The organism is Methylomonas sp. Uni0009 (assembly GCF_054188105.3).
Map to the genome: position 1 here is coordinate 123,169 of NZ_JBTAFN010000003.1, position 23,822 is coordinate 146,990.

At 50.7% G+C, this 23,822-nt stretch carries 21 protein-coding genes and 2 tRNA genes; 19 read left to right on the top strand and 4 right to left on the bottom strand.

Going from position 1 to position 23,822, the window contains the following annotated elements; genetic code table 11:
- Positions 1-194: 194 nt before the first annotated feature.
- Together ACWAU0_RS23290 and dhaL are read left to right on the top strand one after the other, a co-directional pair.
- Positions 195-707 carry a hypothetical protein gene (locus ACWAU0_RS23290; protein WP_458139337.1) on the top strand — a complete coding sequence of 171 codons (513 nt, stop codon included), beginning with the start codon at positions 195-197 and terminating at the stop codon, positions 705-707.
- Between the two features lie 164 nt (positions 708-871).
- Positions 872-1,519, top strand: a complete 648-nt coding sequence (gene dhaL, locus ACWAU0_RS23295; protein ID WP_458139338.1) for a dihydroxyacetone kinase subunit DhaL — start codon at positions 872-874, stop codon at positions 1,517-1,519.
- 13 nt (positions 1,520-1,532) lie between these two features.
- Here dhaL and dhaK read toward each other — a convergent pair whose 3' ends face one another.
- Complete coding sequence (dhaK, locus tag ACWAU0_RS23300) at positions 1,533-2,519, bottom strand: dihydroxyacetone kinase subunit DhaK (RefSeq protein ID WP_458139339.1); 987 nt, start codon at positions 2,517-2,519, stop codon at positions 1,533-1,535.
- A 33-nt stretch (positions 2,520-2,552) separates the two neighbouring features.
- Positions 2,553-3,374, bottom strand: coding sequence for an HAD-IIA family hydrolase (locus ACWAU0_RS23305; RefSeq protein ID WP_458139340.1), 822 nt, complete (start codon positions 3,372-3,374; stop codon positions 2,553-2,555).
- A gap of 192 nt (positions 3,375-3,566) precedes the next feature.
- Here ACWAU0_RS23305 and ACWAU0_RS23310 point away from each other — a divergent pair.
- From ACWAU0_RS23310 to ACWAU0_RS23360, 11 genes are all read left to right on the top strand, one after another.
- Positions 3,567-3,642 (top strand) — tRNA-Phe (locus ACWAU0_RS23310).
- A gap of 23 nt (positions 3,643-3,665) precedes the next feature.
- Positions 3,666-3,741: transfer RNA gene (locus tag ACWAU0_RS23315), tRNA-Phe, on the top strand.
- Between the two features lie 542 nt (positions 3,742-4,283).
- Positions 4,284-4,769 carry a ribosome maturation factor RimP gene (gene rimP, locus ACWAU0_RS23320; protein WP_171694716.1) on the top strand — a complete coding sequence of 162 codons (486 nt, stop codon included), beginning with the start codon at positions 4,284-4,286 and terminating at the stop codon, positions 4,767-4,769.
- Positions 4,759-6,270 (top strand): transcription termination factor NusA, encoded by a 1,512-nt coding sequence (gene nusA, locus ACWAU0_RS23325; protein WP_458139341.1) that lies wholly within the window; start codon positions 4,759-4,761, stop codon positions 6,268-6,270. The genes rimP and nusA overlap by 11 nt, the downstream gene beginning before the upstream one ends.
- Positions 6,271-6,284: 14 nt before the next feature.
- The gene (gene infB, locus ACWAU0_RS23330) at positions 6,285-8,996 is read left to right on the top strand and encodes a translation initiation factor IF-2 (protein WP_458139342.1); all 2,712 of its coding nucleotides are present in this window, start codon (positions 6,285-6,287) and stop codon (positions 8,994-8,996) included.
- Complete coding sequence (gene rbfA / locus ACWAU0_RS23335; protein ID WP_101051576.1) at positions 8,996-9,412, top strand: 30S ribosome-binding factor RbfA; 417 nt, start codon at positions 8,996-8,998, stop codon at positions 9,410-9,412. The genes infB and rbfA overlap by 1 nt, the downstream gene beginning before the upstream one ends.
- Positions 9,412-10,329, top strand: coding sequence for a tRNA pseudouridine(55) synthase TruB (truB, locus tag ACWAU0_RS23340; RefSeq protein ID WP_458139343.1), 918 nt, complete (start codon positions 9,412-9,414; stop codon positions 10,327-10,329). Before rbfA ends, truB begins: the two co-directional genes overlap by 1 nt.
- A gap of 109 nt (positions 10,330-10,438) precedes the next feature.
- Complete coding sequence (gene rpsO, locus ACWAU0_RS23345; protein ID WP_033157374.1) at positions 10,439-10,708, top strand: 30S ribosomal protein S15; 270 nt, start codon at positions 10,439-10,441, stop codon at positions 10,706-10,708.
- 83 nt (positions 10,709-10,791) lie between these two features.
- The gene (gene pnp, locus ACWAU0_RS23350; RefSeq protein ID WP_458139344.1) at positions 10,792-12,870 is read left to right on the top strand and encodes a polyribonucleotide nucleotidyltransferase; all 2,079 of its coding nucleotides are present in this window, start codon (positions 10,792-10,794) and stop codon (positions 12,868-12,870) included.
- Positions 12,871-13,118: 248 nt separating this feature from the next.
- A complete protein-coding gene (locus ACWAU0_RS23355) occupies positions 13,119-14,771 on the top strand; it encodes an alpha-keto acid decarboxylase family protein (protein ID WP_458139345.1) in 1,653 nt (550 codons plus the stop codon).
- A 122-nt stretch (positions 14,772-14,893) separates the two neighbouring features.
- A complete protein-coding gene (locus ACWAU0_RS23360; protein ID WP_458139346.1) occupies positions 14,894-15,853 on the top strand; it encodes a GNAT family N-acetyltransferase in 960 nt (319 codons plus the stop codon).
- A gap of 86 nt (positions 15,854-15,939) precedes the next feature.
- Here the strand turns inward: ACWAU0_RS23360 and ACWAU0_RS23365 are convergent, their stop codons facing one another.
- Positions 15,940-17,007 carry an OmpA family protein gene (locus ACWAU0_RS23365; protein ID WP_101051579.1) on the bottom strand — a complete coding sequence of 356 codons (1,068 nt, stop codon included), beginning with the start codon at positions 17,005-17,007 and terminating at the stop codon, positions 15,940-15,942.
- A gap of 478 nt (positions 17,008-17,485) precedes the next feature.
- Here ACWAU0_RS23365 and ACWAU0_RS23370 point away from each other — a divergent pair, with 478 nt between their 5' ends.
- From ACWAU0_RS23370 to ACWAU0_RS23395, 6 genes are all read left to right on the top strand, one after another.
- Positions 17,486-18,064, top strand: coding sequence for a uracil-DNA glycosylase (locus tag ACWAU0_RS23370; RefSeq protein WP_523070850.1), 579 nt, complete (start codon positions 17,486-17,488; stop codon positions 18,062-18,064).
- Between the two features lies 1 nt (position 18,065).
- The gene (gene uvrC, locus ACWAU0_RS23375) at positions 18,066-19,895 is read left to right on the top strand and encodes an excinuclease ABC subunit UvrC (RefSeq protein WP_458139383.1); all 1,830 of its coding nucleotides are present in this window, start codon (positions 18,066-18,068) and stop codon (positions 19,893-19,895) included.
- Positions 19,885-20,445: a CDP-diacylglycerol--glycerol-3-phosphate 3-phosphatidyltransferase gene (gene pgsA / locus ACWAU0_RS23380; protein WP_033157381.1), complete on the top strand. Its 561-nt coding sequence runs from the start codon at positions 19,885-19,887 to the stop codon at positions 20,443-20,445. Before uvrC ends, pgsA begins: the two co-directional genes overlap by 11 nt.
- 63 nt (positions 20,446-20,508) lie before the next feature.
- Positions 20,509-21,114, top strand: a complete 606-nt coding sequence (locus ACWAU0_RS23385; RefSeq protein ID WP_458139347.1) for a TetR/AcrR family transcriptional regulator — start codon at positions 20,509-20,511, stop codon at positions 21,112-21,114.
- 45 nt (positions 21,115-21,159) lie between these two features.
- On the top strand, positions 21,160-22,431 hold the full coding sequence (gene tviB / locus ACWAU0_RS23390) for a Vi polysaccharide biosynthesis UDP-N-acetylglucosamine C-6 dehydrogenase TviB (RefSeq protein ID WP_458139348.1): 1,272 nt from the start codon (positions 21,160-21,162) through the stop codon (positions 22,429-22,431).
- A gap of 2 nt (positions 22,432-22,433) precedes the next feature.
- Positions 22,434-23,438 carry an NAD-dependent epimerase gene (locus ACWAU0_RS23395; RefSeq protein WP_458139349.1) on the top strand — a complete coding sequence of 335 codons (1,005 nt, stop codon included), beginning with the start codon at positions 22,434-22,436 and terminating at the stop codon, positions 23,436-23,438.
- A 54-nt stretch (positions 23,439-23,492) separates the two neighbouring features.
- Here ACWAU0_RS23395 and ACWAU0_RS23400 read toward each other — a convergent pair.
- Positions 23,493-23,822: hypothetical protein (locus tag ACWAU0_RS23400; RefSeq protein WP_522069946.1), on the bottom strand; the 330-nt coding region annotated here is incomplete at its 5' end.

Below are 23,822 nucleotides of genomic sequence, written 5' to 3' on the forward strand. Positions count from 1 at the left end.
GTACGCAATAAATACTTTTCCTCAAAATCCGGTGTTTTGCCGTATGTCCGCAGCAATAGTCGAGCGATTTGCCGGAAATTTTCGCGTGTCTGGGCGTTTGTTATAAATCTGTAACATTGATGCTTTAAATTCTCGCAAATTAAGTTGTTTCGACCGGTTTGAGTTTGCCGGCGATTAATCACAAAGGACTTGCGTTGAACGACAACGAACATCTTTTAGACGATAAAAAACACATCGTTTCGATCCGGTTGAACAATTCCGACCGGATTGCCGTGCGTGCCATGGCCGCTCGGCTGTTTGTGCGTGAGTCGGAATTGTACCGGTTTGCGGTCTACCATTTGCTGAATCGGTTACACAAGCTGCATGAAGACTCGTGTGTCGGTAGCGATTTGTTACCGTTATTCATCGAGTTTAAGGACGAGCTCAACACGCATTTGGGCTTAAAAAAGCATCAGCTATTCAAGATTTTTAACGGCAAGAACCCCGATCCGGAAAAATTCGTATCAATGGCCGATATTGAGCTGTTGTTATTGCCGCAACACGCGGTGCGTCAGCGCTTGCAACAAATGAACGAGGCTGCCGGGCAGCGCAGAGCCGACACCAACGCCTGGCTTTTGGAATATTTGAAGGATAAATATCACTTCAGCGTGTGTGACGCGGATACGGAGTTGCCGTTTCTGGATGCGCTGGCGCTGGAAAATAGATAAATCGTCAGTCATTCAGCTATCTCGGCCGTCATCGGTTCGGCGGAAGCAGAGAATTTGCCAAATGTTCTCTAGCACAGTGTGTCTGCGAATGTGTATGGCTGGACAGTAATAGGGCGTTTTAGCTATGCTCAGCAAACTTAATTGTTTTGTTGCGCGGAGGCGGCATGTCATTGACCCCATCTTTGTTTCCGGAATTGATTCAAGCGTTGATTGAGACCATTGATGCGCATGCCGAAGAAGTAACCGAACTGGATCAAGCGATAGGCGACGGCGACCATGTGTTTAATTTACAGCGTGGTTTGCAGGCCTTACGCGAGTATGCCGGTGAGATAGCGACACTCGACTGGGTTGTTGCGTGGCAGAAAATTGGCATGACGGTGATGGCTGCTGTCGGTGGTGCGTCCGGATCTTTGTACGCGACTTTGTTCATCGCGTTGGCAAAGAATGCTAAGGACAAGCTTATCGATCTTGCTGGGTTTTCTGATGCATTTTTGCAGGCAGTCGAGGCTGTGAAGCAACGCGGCAAGTCTGATGTCGGTGAGAAGACCATGCTGGATGTGCTAGTGCCGGTCGCCAAGGCGTTGCGGGAGCTTGCGGCTGCGGGTAAGCCGCTGGCCGAGATTCTGGATAGCCTAAGCCTGGTGGCGGCAGAAGGCGTGGAAGCGACTCGGGACATGCTGGCTACCAAGGGCCGCGCCTCGTTTCTGGGCGAGCGCAGCAAGGGCCATATCGATGCCGGCGCCAAAACTGCGCAGTTGATGATCGCGGCGATTGCCGAGGTGTTGAAAAACGCCCAGGCGCAAGCCGCTTAGATTGTTGCTTGCTTCAACAACCCCAGCGCAACGCAGCGGTATTCACCGGTGCATCCCACAAACCCAGCATTTCTTCGTCCAGCATCGTCAGCGTTAGCGAACAGCCGGCCATATCCAGCGAGGTGGTGAAGTTACCGACCAAAGAGCGCTGGATGATTAATCCGCGTTTGCTGAAATATTGCCAGGCCAATTCGTAAATCAAATGTAGTTCGATCAGCGGTGTGGCGCCGAAGCCGTTCACATGCAGCAACACGGCTTGACCGGCGGCCGGTTGCAATTCGTCGAAAATATGTCCGGCTAATTGGTCGACAATTTCGCTGGCGCTCACCAGCTTCTTTGTCTCGCGGCCGCGTTCGCCGTGGATGCCGACACCTAACTCGATTTCGTCGTCGGCAATAGCAAAAGTTGGATGGCCCAAGGCCGGCACCGTACAACTGGTCAAGGCGACACCCATCGAAGCGGTTGCTTGATTGACCCGTTCGCCCAGTGCCTTGCAGGTGGCTAAGTCAGCGCCGGATTCGGCGGCGGCGCCGACGATTTTCTCGACGATGGTGGTGCCGGCCACGCCTCTACGGCCGATGCTGTGGGTTTTGGGTAAGGAGATGTCGTCGTCAATCAAAACGCTGGCGTTGGGCAGGTCCAGCATCTCGGCGGCCATTTCAAAATTCATCACATCACCGGCATAATTTTTAACGATAAACAGCACGCCAGCGCCGCCGTCCATGGCTTGCGCCGCGGCCAGCATCTGGTCAGGCGTTGGTGAAGTAAATACCTGTCCGGGGCAGGCGGCATCCAGCATGCCGACGCCGACGAAGCCGCTGTGCAGCGGTTCATGACCGGAGCCGCCGCCGGAAATCAGCGCGACTTTGCCGGTTTTGCGCACGTTGCGATATACAAATCGCGGCTCAGGATTGAATTGCACGATGTCGGCATGGGCTTTGGCAAAGCCCTGCAGGCTGGTTTGCAGTAAGGTGTCCGGGCTGTCGATAAATTTTTTCATGATTCGCCTCCGCTGTTAGGGCGTGGAATGAGCTTAGAGTTTGCTGTGGCGCAAGCTTTCGGTGATGTCGCGTATGTCCGGCATAATCCAGGTTGGACCGAAATCCGCTGCAGCGACATCTTGTTCGGTGGATACGCCGCTGAGCACCATCAGGCTGCGGATACCGGTGCGCACTGCGCCGAGAATGTCGGTATCCAGCCGATCACCGATAGCGACAGTATAGGCGGGGTCGACATTCAGCAGGTTCAATGCTTGTCGGTAAATGATAGGCTCCGGCTTGCCGATAATCATTGGTTTGATGCCGGTGGAAGCTGTCAAGCCTGCCAGAATGGCGCCGTTGCCGTGGGTTTCGCCGCGTTCGGTCGGTAGCGAAAGGTCACCGTTGGTGCCGATGAAGTGCGCGCCGGCTCGCAGATTCAGGGTGGCGGTGGCCAGTTTGTCCCAGCTTAATTCTCTGTCCATGCCGCAAACAACCAGATGCGCGCGCTGTTCGGGCTCGGTCTCGTAAAGTCCGGTAAGTTTAAATCCCAAATCCAATAGAGGCTGGCGGGCACCAATGCCGCCGATTACAAATACGCGAGTAGTCTGAGGATCGTAGCGTTCGGACAAATATAGCGCTGTGGCCATGCCCGAAGTCAGAATCTCATTCAACGTTACCGTTACACCCATTTTTGCCAGCTTATCGACATACTGTTCCGCTGTCAGGCTGGCGTTATTGGTGGCCAGGATGAAGGGTAGCTTTAGTTCGCGCAGAGTCTGAAAAAAATCTACGAGTCCTGCTTGAGCTCGGTCGCCGTGCCAAAGTACGCCATCCATGTCTATGATTAGGGCGTGGATGTCGGTGAAAGCTTGCATAAACGGTCTCGGTTGTTTGGGTTATTTAAATGGGGTTTGTGTCTGCAATGTCTGATATTTGGCGCTAAAAATGTCAGGAATTTGCGGTGCGGAAGAATTGCATACATCACCGCCTGCTGTCCAGTTAGCCGGGATTGGTGGTATTTTCCTTGACTAATTGTTTGTAACCTAGTTTAATGCGCGGCTCTTGACGCCCAGGTAGCTCAGTCGGTAGAGCAGAGGACTGAAAATCCTCGTGTCGACAGTTCGATTCTGTCCCTGGGCACCATTCTGGTTTTAGGTTAAGTCGCTGCCCAGGTAGCTCAGTCGGTAGAGCAGAGGACTGAAAATCCTCGTGTCGACAGTTCGATTCTGTCCCTGGGCACCACCTGAACAAATATTCCCCTCGCAATAGCGTTTGATCGGCTAGAGTCTCTCAAATCCAAGATTTTCTTTGTTTCAGTCGGTAAGTAGCTGACGAATAGCGGCTCGGTTCAATGCCATACCTTTGGGCGATTTCGATGGTGAGCGAGCCTGTGGGCTCTGTCTCCTGTGTCATCCTTGTAAATTTCGGTGTGAATACAATTCTGTCGAGAGTGCAGGTTTCAGGATTTAGCCAAGTACTTGTAGGGTGGCGTGGAATGTCGATTTACATCCTTGAAAGATATGGTTATAATTCGGCTTTTAATTTTTCGCCGCAGTTTTCGAGGCGGTAAATTGTTTCCTGATAAGCGTGGTTTTTTGAGATTATTGTCTCGATAAACGAGTGAGTTCTCCTCAATGCTGTTTCAGGCGTGGTTTTGCTAAGAAAGCCCCTTTCAGGGGTTTTTTCTTTTGTGGGCTTTCGAAAAACGCGAAGCCCACGGGTTTTGGTTGTTTATGGAAGAGCCTGAGGCTCTTTTTTTTTGGGTTTGAAAAGGTGAGGCGTTAATGAAACAGGCTCCTGAACATTTGGTGGAATTGATCGAGCCAATTGTGGAAGGTCTTGGCTATGAGTGTGTGGGGATAGAGTACAACCCGCATCCAACACACGGCATGTTGCGCATTTATATCGACAGCGACAATGGGATATTGCTGGACGATTGCACCAAGGTTAGCCACCAGATTAGCGGGGTGCTGGATGTCGAAGATCCGATTCAAGGTGAATACCATCTGGAAGTATCCTCGCCGGGTGCGGATCGGCCGTTTTTCAAACTCAGCCAGTTTCAACGTTTTTTGGGGAGCACTGTGCTGGTGAGCTTATTCAAGCCCATCGATAAACGCCGCAAAATTACCGGCCAGATCAAGGTGGTCGAAGACGATGCCATTCTGGTACAGGATGGTGAGCAGTTGTTAAAAATCCCGTTTCAGGCAATGAGCAAGGCACGCTTGGTGCCGGATTACATAATCAATAAAGGAGGTCGCAGTGGCAAATAAAGAAATTTTATTGGTGGCAGATGTTTTTGCTAACGAAAAAGAAATAGACAAGGAAATTATCTTTCAGGCCATTGAATCCGCTTTGGAAGCGGCGACTGTCAAGCGTTACGAAAATCCAATTAAAGCTAGAGTAGCCATTGATCGGCATACTGGTGATTACTTGACTTATCGGCGGTGGTTGGTCGTCGATGCGAATCCCGAGATTAACGGCGACGTTGAACATCCTGGCTGGCAGGTGTTGCTGGAAGTTGCGCAATTCGATAATCCTAATATTCAAGTCGGCGACTACGTAGAAGAAGAAATCGAATCGGTCGATTTTTGCCGGATTGCCGCGCAAACTGCCAAGCAAGTCATTATTCAGAAAGTGCGCGAAGCCGAGCGCAAGAAAATTGTCGAAGCCTATCAAGATCGCGTAGGCGAGTTGGTCACCGGTGTCGTAAAACGCCTGGAGAAAGGCAGCGTTTACCTGGATTTGGGTGGTCACGTGGAAGCGTACATCGCTCGCGAAGATATGATCCCGAAAGAGCCGGTCAGAATGGGTGACCGGGTGCGCGGCTATTTGAAAGCCGTCCGGTCCGAACCACGCGGTCCGCAATTGTTTGTTAGCCGCACCGCGCCGGAATTATTGATTGCGCTGTTTCGATTGGAAGTGCCGGAAGTCGGTGAAGGTTTGATTGATATTTTGGCAGCGGCTCGCGATCCCGGTTCCCGCGCAAAAATCGCTGTCAGAGCCAACGATCCGCGCCTGGACCCCGTTGGTGCTTGTGTCGGTATGCGTGGCTCCAGGGTTCAAGCCATCTCTAATGAATTGGCGGGCGAGCGGGTCGATATTATTTTATGGAACAGCAACGACGCGCAATTCGTGATTAATGCCATGTCGCCGGCCGAAATTCAATCGATCGTGGTCGATGAAGATAAGCACAGCATGGACGTGGCGGTGGCTACCGACAGTTTGTCGCAAGCCATCGGTCGTGGCGGCCAAAACGTGCGTCTGGCTACCGAGTTGACCGGTTGGGAATTAAACATTCAAGATGCTGCGCAAGTAGATAAAAACCACGACGAAGCTGCAGCCAAGTCCAAGCAGCAATTCATGGAACTGCTGGATGTGGACGAGGAAATCGCCGGTATTCTGGTTGATGTGGGGTTGAATAACATCGAGGAAATTGCGTACATCCCCGTCGACGAAATGCTGGAAATAGAGGGCTTCGACGAAGAGTTGGTGGAAGCTTTGCGCACTCGCGCCAAGGATGCTTTGTTAATCAGTGCTATCGCATCCGAAGAAAAAATTGAAACCGCCGTGCCTAGCGAGGAATTGATGGCGATGGAAGGCATGGACGAGGAGTTGGCACACCAAATGGCGGCCAAGGGCATTGTGACTTTGGACGATTTGGCGGAGCAGGCGATAGACGACATTATCGAATTTACCGGCATGACCGAGGAGCGTGCTGGTAAACTAATCATGAAAGCCCGCGAATCTTGGTTCGCAGAGGATAAGGGCTGAGGCAGGAGGATACTATGAGCGATAAAACAGTACAGGAATTGGCAGAGGTTGTTGGCATCCCTTTGGAGCGTTTTATAGAACAATTGAAGGAAGCCGGCTTGACCGCCAGCGCGCCCGACGATGTGATAAACGATGAAGAGAAAGTCAAATTACTCGCGCACTTGCGCAAGCGCCACGGCAAGTCGGACGCCGATCAGGAAGCCGCCGCCCCCAAACGCATTACTTTGAAACGCAGTACCAAAACCGAATTAAGGCAATCCTCACCGCCGGGTACCGCGGTGAAAACCGTCAGTGTCGAGGTGCGCAAGCAAAAGACTTATATCAAGCGCAGCGATGCCTCCTCTGTAAACGACGAACTAAGACAGGCCGAATTAGCCAAACAAGCTTTGGAAGAACAGAGACGGCAACAAGCTATCGAAGAAGAAAAGCGTAAGCAATTGCACGAACAGAAGGCTGTTCAGTCTGCCGCAGAAGAGCAAGTGGTGCTTAGCGCGGAAATTGCTCAGTCGGTTGATGCATCCGCGCCAGCTGTGACGGTGAGTGCGGAACCGGTTGCTGCAGAGCAGCAGGTGACCGAGGCGTTGCCCGTTGTTGCCGAAGCCCAGCCTGAGCGGGTCGCTAAGACTGAAGCACCCGCGCCGATTGCGGCGCCGGAGCTGACCGAAGAGCAGCGTCTGGAAAAAGAAAAGAAAGAAAGGCTGGAAGCTGCGGTGCAAAGAACCGCAGAAAAAGTCAAACAAAAAGCCGAAGCCAAGCAGCAACAAACCACGCTGCATAAGAAAAAAGCCGAATTCAAGCCCACTCGCGGCCCGTCTACCGATGGCGATATTGGCGGCGGCGGTGACGCCGCGCGTCGCGGCGGCAAAGGCAAAAAAGGCAAGGCGCCATCGCGTCGGGAAAAACCTGAATTCGAGATCGATGTCAATCAGGCTCGACATAAGTTTGAGAAGCCGGTGGCGCCGACTGTGTACGACGTCACCATTCCGGAAACTATCGTGGTTTCGGATTTGGCTGCAAAAATGAACATCAAGGCTGCCGAAGTCATCAAGCATTTGATGAAGCTTGGCATCATGTCCACGATCAATCAAACCATCGACCAAGAAACGGCGGTGATTTTGGTTGAGGAAATGGGCCACAAAGCCATCATGCAGAGCGAAGATGACTTTGAACAGGAAATGCTGGCCGAGGTGCAAGGTGATAGCGACGAACGTAAGGTTCAATTACGCGCGCCTATTGTCACCATCATGGGCCACGTTGACCACGGTAAAACCTCTTTGCTGGATTACATCCGCAAAACCCGGGTTGCTGCCGGCGAAGCGGGCGGGATTACCCAACACATTGGTGCTTACCAGGTTAAAACCGACCACGGTGCGGTCACATTTCTGGATACGCCAGGCCATGCCGCGTTTACCGCGATGCGGGCGCGTGGTGCGGAAGTAACAGACATCGTGATCGTAGTGGTGGCTGCTGACGACGGTGTGATGCCGCAAACCAGAGAAGCCATCGATCATGCGCGCGCCGCGAATGTGCCCATCATCGTGGCCTTGAACAAAATCGATAAACCGGAAGCGAATCCGGACCGCGTCATGCAAGAACTGGCCAACTTGAATGTGGTGCCGGAAGAGTGGGGCGGCGATGTGCAATTCCTGAGGGTATCGGCGAAAGTGGGTACCGGTATTGATGAATTGATCGAAGCGCTGATCGTTCAGGCGGAAGTGCTGGAATTGAAAGCGCCGGTCGATGGCATCGCCTCCGGTATTTGTATCGAATCGCGTCTGGATAGAGGCCGCGGCGCGGTGGCGACGATATTGATTCAAAAAGGTACGTTGAGCAAAGGCGAGTTCGTCCTCTGCGGTCACGAATATGGCCGGATAAGGGCAATGTTCGACGAAAACGCCCACGCTATTAAGTCGGCTGGGCCTAGTATGCCTGTGGAGATTCTTGGCTTGTCCGGTACCCCGGATGCGGGTGATGAATTCCTGGTGGTTCAGAATGAACGGGTTGCTAGAGAGCTTGCCGCTCACCGGGAAGATCGCAAACGCTCCACCCGTCACGCTGCGCAACATGCGTCAAAATTGGACGACGTGTTCTCGCGGATGTCCGCCGGCGAAACGTCCACACTTAACGTCGTTATCAAAACCGACGTGCAAGGTAGTTTGGAAGCCTTGCGTGAGTCTTTGGTTGGCTTGTCCACCGAAGAGGTGCAAGTTAAATGCATCTACGGTGGTGTTGGTGGTATCAACGAAGGCGATGCTAACCTGGCATTGGCTTCCAGCGCGATCTTGATCGGTTTCAACGTGCGTGCCGATGCGGTGGCTCGTAAATTGATCGAAGAAAAAGACATCGATCTGCATTACTACAGCATCATCTACGAAGCGATCGATGAAGTGAAACGGGCGATCAGCGGGATGTTGGCGCCGGAAATTCAGGAAAAAATCGTCGGTCTGGCCGAAGTGCGGGACGTATTCCGTTCGCCGAAATTCGGCGCGGTGGCCGGTTGTATGGTTATCGACGGCTTCGTCAAACGCAATCTGCCGATTCGCGTATTGCGCAACAATGTGGTGATTTACGAAGGCCAGCTGGAATCCCTGCGCCGCTTCAAAGACGATGTCAATGAAGTGAAAATGGGCATGGAATGCGGTATCGGCGTGAAAAACTACAACGATGTGCAAAACGGCGACCAGATCGAAGTGTTTGAACGTATCGAAGTCAGACGGGAAATCTAATGGCAAGAGAGTTCGGCCGCAGTCAGCGGGTTGCATCGGAAATGCAGAAAGAGTTGGCGTCGATTTTACAGCGCGATGTCGATGACAGCCGTTTGGGTTTTGTCACGATTAACGACGTTGAGTTGTCCAAGGATTTAGCGGTCGCCAAGATATTCGTGACGGTGTTGGATGCCCAGGACGATGCCGCTAAGCGCGCGAATGTGAAGGTGTTGAACGAAATTTCGCCGTTTATTCGGCATGAGCTGGCTAGGCGCATGCGTTTGCGGCATATCTCGGAACTGCATTTTTACTATGACCACTCCTTCGACACCGGGATGCGCGTCGCCGAGTTACTGGGCGATTTGCATCACGACGAAGTTAAGGATGCTGTTGCTGCGCCGGAAGCTGGGGCCGATAAACCGCAGCAGGATGATTGATGGCAAAACGTAAGTCCGGGCGCGATGTGCACGGCATCGTGCTGCTCGACAAACGTTTAGGCGTATCGTCCAATCAGGCCTTGCAGGAAGTCAGGCGATTATTTAATGCCAACAAGGCCGGGCATACCGGGGCGCTGGATCCTCTTGCTACCGGTTTGTTACCCTTGTGCTTCGGTGAGGCGACCAAGGTCTCGGCATTGATGCTGGATGACGATAAGCGTTATCAGGTAACGATACAACTGGGCGTGATGACCGATACCGGTGATAGCGAAGGTAAAATCGTCGCTGAAATGCCGGTGCCAACCCTGGATGGTGTGCAGTTGCAAGCTTGTTTGCAGCATTTCACCGGGCCGATTGAACAGGTGCCGCCTATGTATTCGGCGCTCAAGCATCAAGGCAAGAAGTTGTACGAGTTGGCTAGGGAAGGCAAAACCGTGGACCGTCAGCCCAGGGCCATCACTATTTATGAATTGCAGCTGTTAAATTTCGATGCCGAATTGGGGCAATTGACGCTGGATGTATTTTGCTCTAAGGGTACTTATATTCGTTCGCTGGCGGAAGATATTGGTCACAGGTTAGGGACCTGCGGCACGGTAACTGCGTTACGCAGAACCAAGGCGGGTATGTTCGATCTGGAGCAAGCTTATACCTTGCAGCAGTTGCAAGCCATGGACTTTGCAGAATTGCAGACGACCTTGATGGAACTGGATGTACCCCTGAAGGCGATCCCGGAGGTATCTTTGTCCACTGAGCAGGCCGAAAAAATCAAGCTGGGTCAGCGCATAGCCTTTAACGGCGGTATGGCCGGCCAGGTCAGAATATACTCGCCGCAGGCCTTTTTGGGGTTGGGAGAAATTCTATTGGATGGTAAACTAGCCCCGAAAAAACTATTTCATTTGGAAGATCAAACAACTTGATTTTCCGGGAAAAACCGCAAAGTTTCTACACCCTATTGTGGAGATGGCGGCTACACGGTCATCAAACGATGGCCTTTATTCAATCAAAATTAATCGATAGGGATTAAGAATGTCATTAACCGCAGAACAAAAAAAAACCATTGTTGAAGAATACCGTTTGTCGGATACGGATACAGGTTCAACCGAAGTCCAAGTTGCTTTGTTGACCGCCAACATTAACCAACTGACTCCGCATTTTGCGACCCATAAAAAAGACAACCACTCGCGCCGCGGCTTGCTGCGCATGGTAAACCAACGCCGTAAATTGCTGGATTACCTGAAAGACACAGATGTGGCTCGTTATCGTTCTTTGATCGAACGTTTGGGCATTCGTAAGTAGCACAAACTGGAAACGGCGCATCGGGCGCCGTTTCTGCTTTAAGGCAAATTTTTAGCATAACCTTTAAACAAAGGAACCTTATAGTGAATCCTATCAGGAAACAATTTCAGTACGGCGATCGTCTCGTCACCTTAGAAACCGGCGAAATTGCCCGCCAAGCCAACGGCGCGGTAATCATTGATGTCGAAGGTACCACTCTGTTGGTGACCGTGGTCGGCAAAAAAGAAGCCAGTGGCGGCGACTTTTTCCCGCTGACGGTGGATTATCAGGAAAAAGCCTTTGCCGCGGGTAAAATTCCTGGCGGCTTTTTCAAACGCGAAGGCCGCCCAAGCGAAAACGAAACGCTGATCTCGCGCCTGATCGATCGTCCGATCCGTCCGTTGTTTCCCGAAGGCTTCACTAACGAAGTCCAAATCATTGCCACCGTGCTGTCCTTGAATCCGGAAATCGATACCGAAGCGCCGGCCATCATTGGTGCGTCCGCTGCGCTGGCGGTCTCCGGTTTGCCGTTTAATGGCCCGCTGGGCGCCGCAACCATCGGCTATATCGATGGCCAATATGTGCTGAACCCCACGTTGCCGCAACTGAAGGAGTCGCGTTTGCGCCTGATGGTTGCCGGTACCTCCAAAGCCGTATTGATGGTAGAGTCCGAGGCCGATGTGCTACCGGAAGACGTGATGCTGGGCGCGGTGTTGTTCGGCCACGAGCAAATGCAGGTTGCGATCAATGCGATCAATGAATTTGCTGCAGAAGCAGCTGCACCGGCAATAACCTGGACAGCACCTGCGGATAACGAAGCATTGAAAGCCGCTGTTGCCGCTGAAGCCGAAGCGCAAATCAAATCGGCCTATCAAATCCCCGAGAAACTGGCTAGACAGGATGCCCTAAGCGCAATCCGTGGTGCCGTGGTCGAAAAACTCACCGCCGAAGGTCTCTACGACGAAAAAGACATCCGCAACGTCATCGAAACCTTGGAATACAATGTTGTGCGCGGTGCGATTCTGAACGACCGCAAACGTATCGACGGCCGCGACCTGACCACTGTTCGGCCAATCACGATCCGTACCGGCGTGCTACCCAGAACCCACGGTTCGGCGCTGTTCACTCGCGGCGAAACCCAAGCCTTGGTCGTCGCGACCTTGGGCACCGAGCGCGATGCGCAAATCATTGATGCGCTGGCCGGCGAATATAAAGATACTTTCCTGTTCCATTACAACTTCCCACCGTTCAGCGTTGGCGAAACCGGCCGTACCGGCTCGCCGAAGCGCCGTGAAATCGGCCACGGCCGTCTGGCCAAGCGCGGCGTGCAATCGGTGTTGCCGAACATGGGTGAGTTCCCTTACGTCCTGCGCGTCGTATCGGAAATCACCGAATCCAACGGTTCCAGCTCCATGGCGTCTGTCTGTGGTAGCAGCTTGGCCTTGATGGACGCCGGCGTGCCGATCAAGGCGCCCGTTGCCGGTATTGCGATGGGTTTGATCAAGGAAGGCGATCAATTTGCAGTATTGTCCGACATCCTGGGCGACGAAGATCACTTGGGCGATATGGACTTTAAAGTGGCCGGTTCCGAAAACGGCGTCACCGCGCTGCAAATGGACATCAAGATCGACGGTATCACCGCCGAAATCATGAAAGTGGCGTTGGAACAAGCGAAACAAGGCCGTCTGCACATTTTGGGTGAGATGAACAAAGCTCTGGCCAGCACCCGTTCCGAAATGTCCGACTTTGCGCCGCGCATTATCACCTTCAAAATCGATCCGGCTAAAATCCGCGAAGTCATCGGTAAAGGTGGCGTGACTATTCGCGCGATTACCGAAGCCACCGGCGCCAGCATCGATTTGACCGACGACGGCGTGGTCAACGTAGCCTCTGTCGACAGAGCGGCGGGCGAAGAAGCCAGACGCATGATCGAAGAAATCACCGCCGAAGTCGAAGTGGGTAAAACCTACGAAGGCAAAGTGGTGCGTTTGATGGACTTTGGTGCGTTCGTGACCATTCTGCCGGGCAAGGACGGTTTGGTGCATATTTCACAAATCTCCGACGAACGTGTGGAAAAAGTCAGCGACAAACTGTCGGAAGGCGATGTCGTTAAAGTCAAAGTACTGGAAATCGACCGTCAAGGCCGCGTACGCTTGAGCATGAAAGAAGTCGATAGCGAATAAGTTTGGTTCGACTCTGCAACGAAAAGGGCCGCAAGGCCCTTTTTTTGTGGCTGAAACTCAGAATCTTATGTCGCCGCGATTGTGATGCTTTTGAATCGTAATTACCGGGGACTATGAATGTCTGTTGACTTTTTAGGCGGGGCTCAGCAGTATTGACTCTTAATCGTCCTGTTAAAACGGTTGAGCAATATGGGTCTTTTACGAATCAGTGCTCACAGTTTAATTCTATTCGGAGGTCACAAAGCGCTATGAGCACTGCCAAATTCGATACGATTGGACAATACCTCCTCAAGCGCCTATATCAAGCCGGTGTAAAAGACATCTTTGGCGTGCCTGGCGACTATGTGTTGGGGTTTTATGATCTGATGATAAAAAGTCAGGTTCGGCATATCGGCACTACCCGAGAAGATTCCGCAGCCTTCGCTGCCGACGGTTATGCGCGTTGCGCGGGCATGGGCGCGTTGGCGGTGACATATGGCGTTGGTGCCTTAAACACAGTGAATGCGATTGCCGGCGCTTATGCAGAATCCTCGTCGGTGGTACTGATCAGTGGCGCGCCCGGCGTTGGCGAGCAGAAAGACGATCCGTTGATTCACCATCGATTTGGGCCGTTTACTTTTCAGCGGGAAATTTTCGAACGGATTAGCTGCGCGTCGGTGGTGCTAAACGACCCGGTGATCGCCTTTCGGCAAATCGACCATGCTATCGAAGCCGCGCGCCGTTTTTGCAAGCCGGTATACATCGAGCTTCCCCGCGACTTGGTAATGGCGGAAGGCTATCCCATGCCGACTGAGTCAGTAGAACAGTTTACCAGTGACCAAACTGCTCTATCCGAAGCGCTTGCCGAAACCATGGCGTTATTATCCAAAGCGAAGTCGCCGATGATCGTGGCGGGTGTTGAATTGCATCGACGCGGGCTGCAAAGCGCTTTGGCGGATTTCGTGGAGCGTACCGGTTTGCCCGTAGTCGCCACGCTAACTGGTAAATCGGTGATGTCCGAACGGCATTCGGCGTATCTAGGGATTTACGAAGGTGCGATGAGTTCGGAGTCCGTGCGAGACAGAGTCGAAAAGTCCGATTTGCTGTTGATGTTGGGTGTAACCTTGAACGAGATAGATACCGGCATCTACACTGCAAAACTCAATTCCCATTCAACCATTCGCGCGGCATTGAACGAGGTGGTAATCAGCGCGCATCGTTATCCAGGCATTGCCTTGGAAGACTTTCTCGGGGCTTTAGCCGGCTCGGTTAATACCTCCGGAACCAGTTGCGTTTCCATTCCGGAACCGTTAAAAAACCATGCTTTTCCGGAATCGGACCGGCCAATCACCACTGCCAGGCTAGTCGAGCGGCTGAATAGTGCGTTAAGTAACGACATGATCGTGGTGTGTGATGTCGGCGATTGCCTGTTCGCAGCTATCGATTTGCGCGTCCACGAGCAAAGCGAATTTTTGGCGTCGGCTTTTTACACCACGATGGGTTTTGCTGTGCCGGCTGCGTTAGGTGCGCAAATCGCGCGTCCGGATCGGCGGGCATTGATTTTAGTCGGCGATGGGGCGTTTCAAATGACCGGCACCGAGCTGTCGACTCATGCCCGCTTGGGATTGAATCCTATCGTAGTGGTATTTAACAACGACGGTTACAGTACGGAGCGTTGTATTCTTGAAGGTCCATTCAACGATATTAATCCATGGCGTTTTGATCGTTTGGGAGAGCTATTTGGGCCTTTAGCCGGCTACGATGCGCGAACGGAAGCTGAATTTGAAGAGGCTCTGTTCAATGCCCTGAATAACCAAAGCATGCCCAGTATCATTAATGTCCATCTGGCAGCCAACGATTCGTCGGAAGCGATGAAGCGTCTTGCCGAGCATTTGCAATCGAAGATCAAAAGAGAGGTTTGAAGCGAGGCTTGTGTTCTCTGCCATCCGATCTGCCGGTAGGTAATACAATCGGCTTGCCGAGTCGAATTTTCAGCAGAGTGCATCTAAACTCATTCACTCACTTACTACTCATCCGTCGCGCTATGCAAATTGCCAACTGTTATCTCGAGCCAGCCAGCTATGCCGTTGATTTTGAGGACATATGTTATGTGCGAAATTTGGTGTTCGTTGTCGAACAGCAAATACCGTTAGAAGTGGAGTTCGACAAACTTGATGCGGACTGCCATCATTTTTTAGTGCGGGATGCGGATTATCGGCCAATCGCTACGTGTCGACTTTCGCCGGAGGGCAAGCTTGGACGAATGGCGGTTCTACTCGAATGGCGCGGACAAGGTGTTGGTGAATCTTTGTTGCGTGCAGCAATCGACAAAGCGCGTAACTTGGGGCTGACTACTATTACCGCCAACGCGCAACTTAGCGCATTGAGGTTCTACCAAAAATTCGGTTTTGTCGCGGAAGGTGAAGGGTTTGCTGAAGCCGGCATTCCGCACCAGGCTATCAGGCTTATATTGCAGCCGCTTGAACAAGCGTTGCGATCCGTGCTCCAGACCCGAGAAGTTTCTGTTGACGCTGTCCGCCTGGAGACTGTCGAATCGACCTTAACCGCTACCCGGCAATTGGTGATGGCGGCTCGTCGGCAGATTTGTATCTACAGCAGGGATCTGGACTTTGCTTTATATGGACAAAAAGACCTTGTCGAGGCTCTGAAACAATTTACTCTCGGCAATCGTAACGCCAGTGTGCAGATTATCATTCAGGAACCAGCCAGCCTGCGTCATCAGGTTCATCCTATCGTGGAATTGGCTCAGCGCTTACCGTCATATTTTTTGATTCGTGTGCCCGATGAAGCTGAAGATTTGCAATATCCTTCTGCTTTTATCATCAACGATAGCGACGGCTATTTATTTCGCTTGCTGGGTAATCGCTACGATGGGCATTGGAGTCCTAATTTGCCGGCACGTCATCGGCCATTGCGTGAAGAGTTTGAGCGGGTCTGGCAGCGTTCAAGTGCTTGTGCGGAATTTAGGGCATTGAGTTTGTAATTTTTGATCTTCCTCGTGCGCATATAAAAAACCCGCCTAACGGCGGGTTTTTGTGCTGAATCAATTGACTTAACCAGGTTCGCTGACTATTTCAATGTCTGTTGGGCTTTACCATCCACTTCCAACTGTACTCGGCGGTTATTGGCGCGGCCTTCTTCGGTTTCGTTGGTATCGATTGGCCTATCCCAGCTATAACCGTGTGAAGTGATATTAGGAGAGTGGCTGCCTTTGGTCAGGTATTTCTTAACCGCCAATGCCCGGCGCTCCGACAAGTCCAGGTTGTGTTTGTACGAACCGGTATTGCTGGTATGGCCTTGAACTTCAAACGCCATGTCAGGATACTGTTTGATGCGGTCAACGACTTTATCCAGTTTTGGGAAATATTGTGGTTTTATAACGTCTTTGTCGTTATCGAATTTCACATCAACAATCCAGCAACCGTAGATGCTAACTTCTACCCCTGGTAATGTCGTTGGACACTTATCGACGCAATTGTTTACGCCGTCTTTGTCGTCATCCATTTTTGAGCAATCCAGTTTTGCTGGAGCCGGTACTGGGGTGGGCGGCGGGGTTGGTTCGGCTTTTGCGACAACTGCTTTAGGTTTTTCGCCGAACGGGACCACGAAACCCAGATTAACCGTCATGTCGTGAAATTCTTCGGTGCCGGGTTGTAGTTTGGCGTTGAAGTTGTTGTTGTAACGGTAGCGGACGTCGCTGCGAATCAGGAAATTATCGTGCAGTTCATAGGTAAAACCCGCACCCGCTTCGCCGATGAAGCCCGCGCCGCTGTCGCCATTGTGGGTGCTATTGATGCCACCCACGCCGATTACTGCATAAGGCGAGAATTTATCTCTAAACAAATAATACTGCGCGTCGACAGTACCGCCGGTCAAATCCCAGTTGCCATTGCTTTTAGCGCCTTCCAGGTTTTGGTACAAACCTCTGATCTCAATGTTCAGATGTTCATTGATGATCTTACCCAGGCCTAAACCGCCGCCCCAACCGCTATGCGCATTACGATCACCGCCCGGTTGCACGAAAGTGCCGAAGGGCGCCGCGTACCATCTGTCGTCAAGGAACTCGTCGGCTTGTGCCGTCGACACGGAACCGAGCGCCGCCATCATGGCGATTGCCAGTAAACTTTTCTTCAACATAAAGACTCCTTTTGTTATTTGTAAAAAATAGATAATTCGTTGCTTTTGAGAGGGAGTAATAAAGCCGTGGTTAGAAAAAATAGGCTTTAAAAATCAAAGGGAATTGCAGATTCTGCTAAGCATGTTGTAAAAATACCACAATTTTGGCTATTAGCAAACGTTTAGGTTTATCCGGTGCCAGTATTTGCGGTATTCCAGTCGGCTGTTTCCGGGCTTGGATTATGGGAATTTGGAAAGTCCGGGCTAGGACCGCTTGCGGTCAAGCCGTCGTTTATTCTCTCCGGATAAGGTTATTCCGGAGAAGACGGAAGTAAAGATGTTGTAGATACACAAGTTAATAAGCAAAGCGAGCGACGCAAGAAATCTGGGGCTCAGGTAAAATTCCGCCAATTTGAGTGTTTATCGTTTTATGACTTATTCATCCTATTTCAAGCAAGACTGCCGAGCATGCCCGCGGTTAAGCGAATTTCTCTGTGAAGTGAAGGCGAAATATCCTGCTTATCACGCCTTGCCGGTGGCACCGTTCGGCGATCCGCAAGCGCACTTGCTGGTTGTTGGCTTGGCACCGGGTATGCACGGCGCGAACGCCACCGGCAGACCGTTTACCGGCGACTATGCCGGTCTGTTGCTGTATCAGGCTTTGTATGATTTTGGTTATAGCAATCAATTGGCATCGACGAATTTGGCCGATGGTTTGCAGCTCAGCAATTGTCGGATTACCAACGCCGTGAAATGTTTGCCGCCGCAAAACAAACCCACCGGCGATGAAATTAAACAATGCAATCCTTATCTGGCGGCCGAAATTAAAACTCTACCGAAACATTCGGTGATTTTGGCTTTGGGTAATATCGCCCATCAGGCGGTATTGCGAGCATATGGGTTGAAGACTAGTGCGGCTAAGTTTGCTCATCATGTAAGTTTTGAATTGCCGGACGGCAACACGCTGGTCAGTTCTTACCATTGCAGTCGCTATAACGTGCAGACCAAGCGCCTGAGCATGGAGATGCTGGCGGCGGTGTTTGTAAGCATTCAAAACTTGCTATCTGCCGGTGACTGAAATGCAACCGGGCGAATTTGACGCCAAAGCCTTTCTGAAGACGCTAACCCAGCGTCCCGGCATTTACAAGATGTTGGACGAGAAAGGCGAGATCATCTACATAGGCAAAGCCAAGAATCTGAAAAATCGGGTTTCCAGCTATTTCAGAACTCAAAATGCTTCGCCCAAACAGCAGGCCATGGTAGCCAAGGTCGCCGGTATAGAGGTAACCGTGACCCACACGGAGGGGGAAGCCTTACTATTAGAAAGCCAGCAGATCAAACGCCACAAGCCGCGCTACAACATCAGCTTGCGCGACGATAAATCCTATCCCTATGTATTCATCTCCAGTTTCCACGATTTTCCGCAGCTAACTTTTCATCGCGGTGCCAAGAAGCGCCGTGGCAAGTATTTCGGGCCGTATCCCAGCGCCAGTGCGGTGAAGGAAACCTTGAAGTTATTACAAAAAATTTTCCCGGTGCGGCAATGCGAAGATTCCTATTACAGCGCCCGATCCCGGCCTTGCCTGCAACATCAAATAGAGCGTTGCACTGCACCTTGCGTGGGACTGGTCAGCAAAGAGCAATATGCCACCGATGTGGAAAATACGATTCTATTTTTGGAGGGGCAGGGCGGCTTACTAATCGATCGCTTGGTGGCGAAGATGGAAGCTGCGGCCACGCAATTGGAGTTTGAGCAAGCCGCTGCGTATCGCGACCAAATCGCCCGCTTGCGCGCTGTATTGGAAAAACATTGTGTGGAAGGCGAAAAAGGTGATGTGGATATTGTTGCTTGCGCGGTTAAGAATGGTTCGGCCTGTGTACAGGTGTTTTTTATCCGGAATGGTCAGCATTTGGGCAACCGGCAGTTTTTTCCGAAAGTCGACGATGAAAATCAGCCCGAGGAAATCTTGCAGGCTTTCATCGCCCAATATTATTTGGACAAAACCGTACCTCACGAATTGATCGTCAGTCATGCCTTGCCCGAAGCGGCTTTGGTGGCCGAAGTATTGGCCGAACAGGCCAAACATGCGGTAGCGATTGCCAATAATGTGCGCGGCGAACGGATGAAGTGGTTGCAAATGGCTATCACCAATGCCGACAGTGCGCTTAACGCTAGGCTGGCTGATCGACAGGGTTTGCAAGGGCGCTTTATCAGTTTGCAGCAGGAATTGGGCTGCGATATCACCCCCACTCGTCTGGAGTGTTTTGATATTAGTCATACCCAAGGGGAACAGACCGTGGCGTCTTGCGTGGTGTTTGACAGAGAAGGGCCGGTGAAATCCGACTATCGACGCTTTAATATCGATGGTATTACTGCCGGCGATGACTATGCGGCGATTCATCAGGCGGTTTTTAGACGCTTCAGCCGCTTGAAGAATGGCGAGCATCCTGCGCCGGACATCCTTTTAATAGACGGCGGCAAAGGCCAGGTCGCTGAGGCGGAAAAGGCTTTGGCTGAATTGGAGATAAACGATGTTATGATAGTCGGTGTTGCTAAAGGTCCTGATCGCAAAGCCGGCATGGAAAAAATCATTCTGGTCGGTAATCGGCAGCCCTTGGATGTGACGCCGGGGGCTTCCGCCTTGTTATTGATTCAACAGATTCGCGATGAAGCGCATCGTTTTGCGATAACCGGACACAGGCAGCGACGCGGTAAGGTTAACAAACAATCGGTACTGGAAGATATTGCCGGACTGGGGCCGAAAAGACGACAGGTTTTGCTGAAACAGTTTGGCGGGTTACAGGGTGTGTCCAGCGCGGGTGTGGATGCTTTAGCCAGTATAGATGGCATTAGCCGACAATTAGCGCAGCGAATTTACGATACATTTCACCATCAAGATGGCCATTAGATTTACCATTCCGACCTATTTAACCCTGTTGCGGATCGCCCTGATTCCCTTGTTGGCCATCGTGTTTTATTTGCCGTGGCAATATTCCAATCTGGCCTGTACCGCAATTTTTCTGGTTGCCGGTTTCACCGATTGGCTTGACGGTTATCTGGCCAGAAAAATGAATATGCAAACCGCTTTTGGTGCATTCCTGGATCCGGTGGCTGATAAATTGATGGTGGCGTTTGTTCTGGTATTGGTGGTGCAGGCTCAAGGCAATCCTTATCTCGCGGTGCCGGCGGCTATCATTATCGGTAGGGAAATTGCGATTGCGTCGCTGAGAGAATGGATGGCTGAGATTGGTCAGCGTGCCAAGGTCAAGGTTTCGCAATTGGGAAAATGGAAAACCACGGCGCAAATGACGGCAGTGAGTTTGTTGCTTTATAGGGATGATTTATTAGGCCTGCCTATCAATACCATGGGTTACTGGTTGTTATACTTGTCGGCGATTTTAACCTTATGGTCTATGGTTAATTACCTTGTCGCGGCGTTCTCCACCATCAACGAATAATAAAAGCAGTATCGATACTGCCACAACAGAGAGTAAACAGCAGGTAAAGCTGTATATAAGAGCATGGAACAAGAATTAGAATTAGAAAATAAACCGAATAAAACCATCAGTCAGGACGAAGTGTTGCAGGCTGCTTTAAAGCTGTTTGCCAAGAAGGGATATTTCAATACCTCATTAACCGATATTAAAGATGCGGCGGGTATAACAACCAGTACCGGCATTAGTCAGTATTTCAAAACCAAGCAAGCCCTCGCGCAAACCTTGTACGAAAATATTCTGGATAGCCTGAGCATATCGATTGATGATATTCGCCGCCGTAATCGCAAAGCTGCCGAACAATTGCGGGAAATAGTCGATTTACTCTTCAAATTAACCGATGACGCTCCGGAAATCGTTGAGTTCTTGTTATTTGTAAAAAGCGAAGAGTTTTTGGCGGAACCTAAGCCCCTGCTGGAAACGCCCGCGTTTATTAAAATAAAACGGATTTTTCAGAATGGCGTCAAAGACGGCGAGATGAAGGCACTGGATCCCTTATTGGCCTACACTTATTTCTTCGGCATTATCAATCATACCTTGGCGATGGTGTTGAGCGGCAACTTGCCGAAAACGGCGGAAAGCTATCAGGCACAAGCTTGGCTGACGGCATGGGGCTGTATAGTTAAAAAGTAATTCAAGTCATTAAAACTCAGAGCGGGGCGGAGGAGGATTTACTAGATGTTAGATAACATTAAAATCGGTATGATTGGGCTTGGTTACGTGGGGTTGCCGCTAGCTGTCGAGTTTGGACGAAAATATCAAACCGTAGGTTTCGATATTAACCAGCATCGAATTCAGGAATTACGCGCAGGTCGCGACCATACTCTGGAGGTTAGTGAAGAAGAACTCGCCGACGCCAAGTTACTGACTTACAGCGCAGATTTACAAGATATAGCCGATTGTTCGGTTTATATAGTCACAGTCCCCACGCCAATCAACGAACATAAACAACCTGATTTGACGCCGCTGCAAAAAGCCAGCGATTTGTTGGGTAAGGTAATAAAGTCCGGCGATATCGTCATTTACGAATCCACTGTTTACCCCGGCGCAACCGAAGAGGTGTGCGTACCGATTCTGGAGAAAGTGTCGGGTTTAACGTTTAACCGGGATTTTTATGTCGGTTATAGCCCTGAGCGCATTAATCCCGGCGATAAACAACACCGTGTCACCAATATTCTGAAGGTTACTTCGGGCTCTACGCCTGAAATAGCCGAAAAAGTAGATGCTTTATATAAAAGCATCATTACTGCGGGCACGCACAAAGCCAGCAGCATCAAAGTCGCCGAGGCTGCTAAAGTCATTGAAAATACTCAGCGCGACGTCAACATCGCTTTAATCAACGAATTGGCTTTGATCTTTAACAAACTCGGAATAGATACTGAAGAAGTATTGCTGGCAGCGGGAACTAAATGGAATTTCCTGCCGTTTCGCCCAGGTTTGGTAGGTGGACACTGTATCGGTGTGGATCCCTACTACTTAACCCATAAAGCTCAAGCGATAGGCTACAACCCGGAAGTGATACTCTCTGGCCGTCGAATCAACGATGGCATGGGTGTATATGTTGTGTCGCAATTGGTAAAGTTGATGCTGAAGAAGCGTGTGCATGTCCAGGAAGCTAATGTGTTGATCATGGGCTTGACCTTTAAAGAAAACTGTCCGGACATTCGTAACACTCGGGTGGTAGACATCATTGCCGAATTGAAGACTTATGGCGTCAATGTCGAGGTCTACGACCCCTGGGTTAATGCTGAGGAAGCGAAACACGAATACGGTATAACGCCGGTCGCTAAACCGGCAGCGGGAAAATACGACGCGATTATTCTGGCTGTGGCCCATGACGAGTTCAGAAAAATGGCGATTTCAGACGTCAGAGCTTTAGGTACGCCGCAAGCCATTGTGTATGACCTGAAATACTTGTTTCCTACTGATCAAACAGACGCAAGGCTTTAAGAATGAAGATTATGGTGACCGGCACGGCCGGTTTTATAGGCAATCATTTGGCGCTCAGATTGTTGGAGCGTGGTGACGAAGTTATTGGTGTCGATAATCTCAACGACTATTACGATGTTAACCTGAAATTGAGTCGCTTGGATCGGATCAAGGATTTTGCCGGCTATACCGATGTCAGATTGGATATTGCCGATAGAGCCGGTATGGATGCACTATTCAAAAAGCACCAGCCGCAAAAAGTGGTTAATCTGGCGGCTCAGGCCGGTGTGCGCTATTCCATCGAGAATCCGCATGCCTATATCGATAGTAATATTGTCGGTTTCATCAATATCTTGGAGGGTTGCCGGCATAATCAGGTGGAGCACTTGGTATATGCCTCAAGCAGTTCGGTTTACGGTGCCAACGAATCCATGCCGTTCTCCGTGCATGACAATGTCGATCATCCCTTGAGCTTGTACGCCGCGTCAAAAAAAGCCAATGAGCTGATGGCGCACACCTACAGCAACTTGTATCAATTGCCTACCACAGGTTTGCGCTTTTTTACTGTGTATGGGCCGTGGGGTCGCCCAGACATGGCGTTGTTTTTATTTACCAAAGCGATTTTGAATGGCGAGAAAATCAATGTATTCAACTACGGTAAGCACCGCCGCGATTTCACTTATATAGACGACATCGTTGAGGGCGTGATTCGGACCATGGATCATAACGCTTCGCCGAATCCGGGCTGGAGTGGCGAAAAACCCGATCCAGGCACCAGTAGAGCGCCTTGGCGGGTTTATAACATTGGTAACCAGAATCCGGTAGAACTGCTGTCTTATATCGAAACCTTGGAACGTTTTCTCGGTAAAACTGCCGAGAAAAATTTATTGCCGTTGCAGCCTGGTGATGTCCCGGATACGTTCGCCGATGTAGAGGCCTTGGTAGCGGATGTTGGTTATAAACCAAACACGACTATCGAGCAGGGGATTGAACGGTTTGTTGCTTGGTATCTTCAGTATTATCAGTGAATAATTTTTGATACCCCGATTGCGCAGTTTTAAACTGTGCAACAGCTTTGTATTTTAATTAGCAGATTCAAACAAAGGGTCACTCTCGATGTGGCTATCCAATAGCTTTTTAAGCTCCGTAAATATATCGGGATGAGACTCTATTACATCCCGATATGGATCGTTTTCTAAGTCGTATAGCTGATACACAGGTTTTGTATAAGTCGCTATATATATTAGTTTCCACTTTTCATTCTGTACGGAACGGCTTTTCGCGCGGATAACCGTGGGATAATGTTTTTCGTTGACTACCAGTGTGCCGGATTTTTTATCAGGAATATCCAGTAATTCAACAATATTGGGATATAAAATTTGTTCAGGATGTAAGCCAGGTATCTTTCCTAG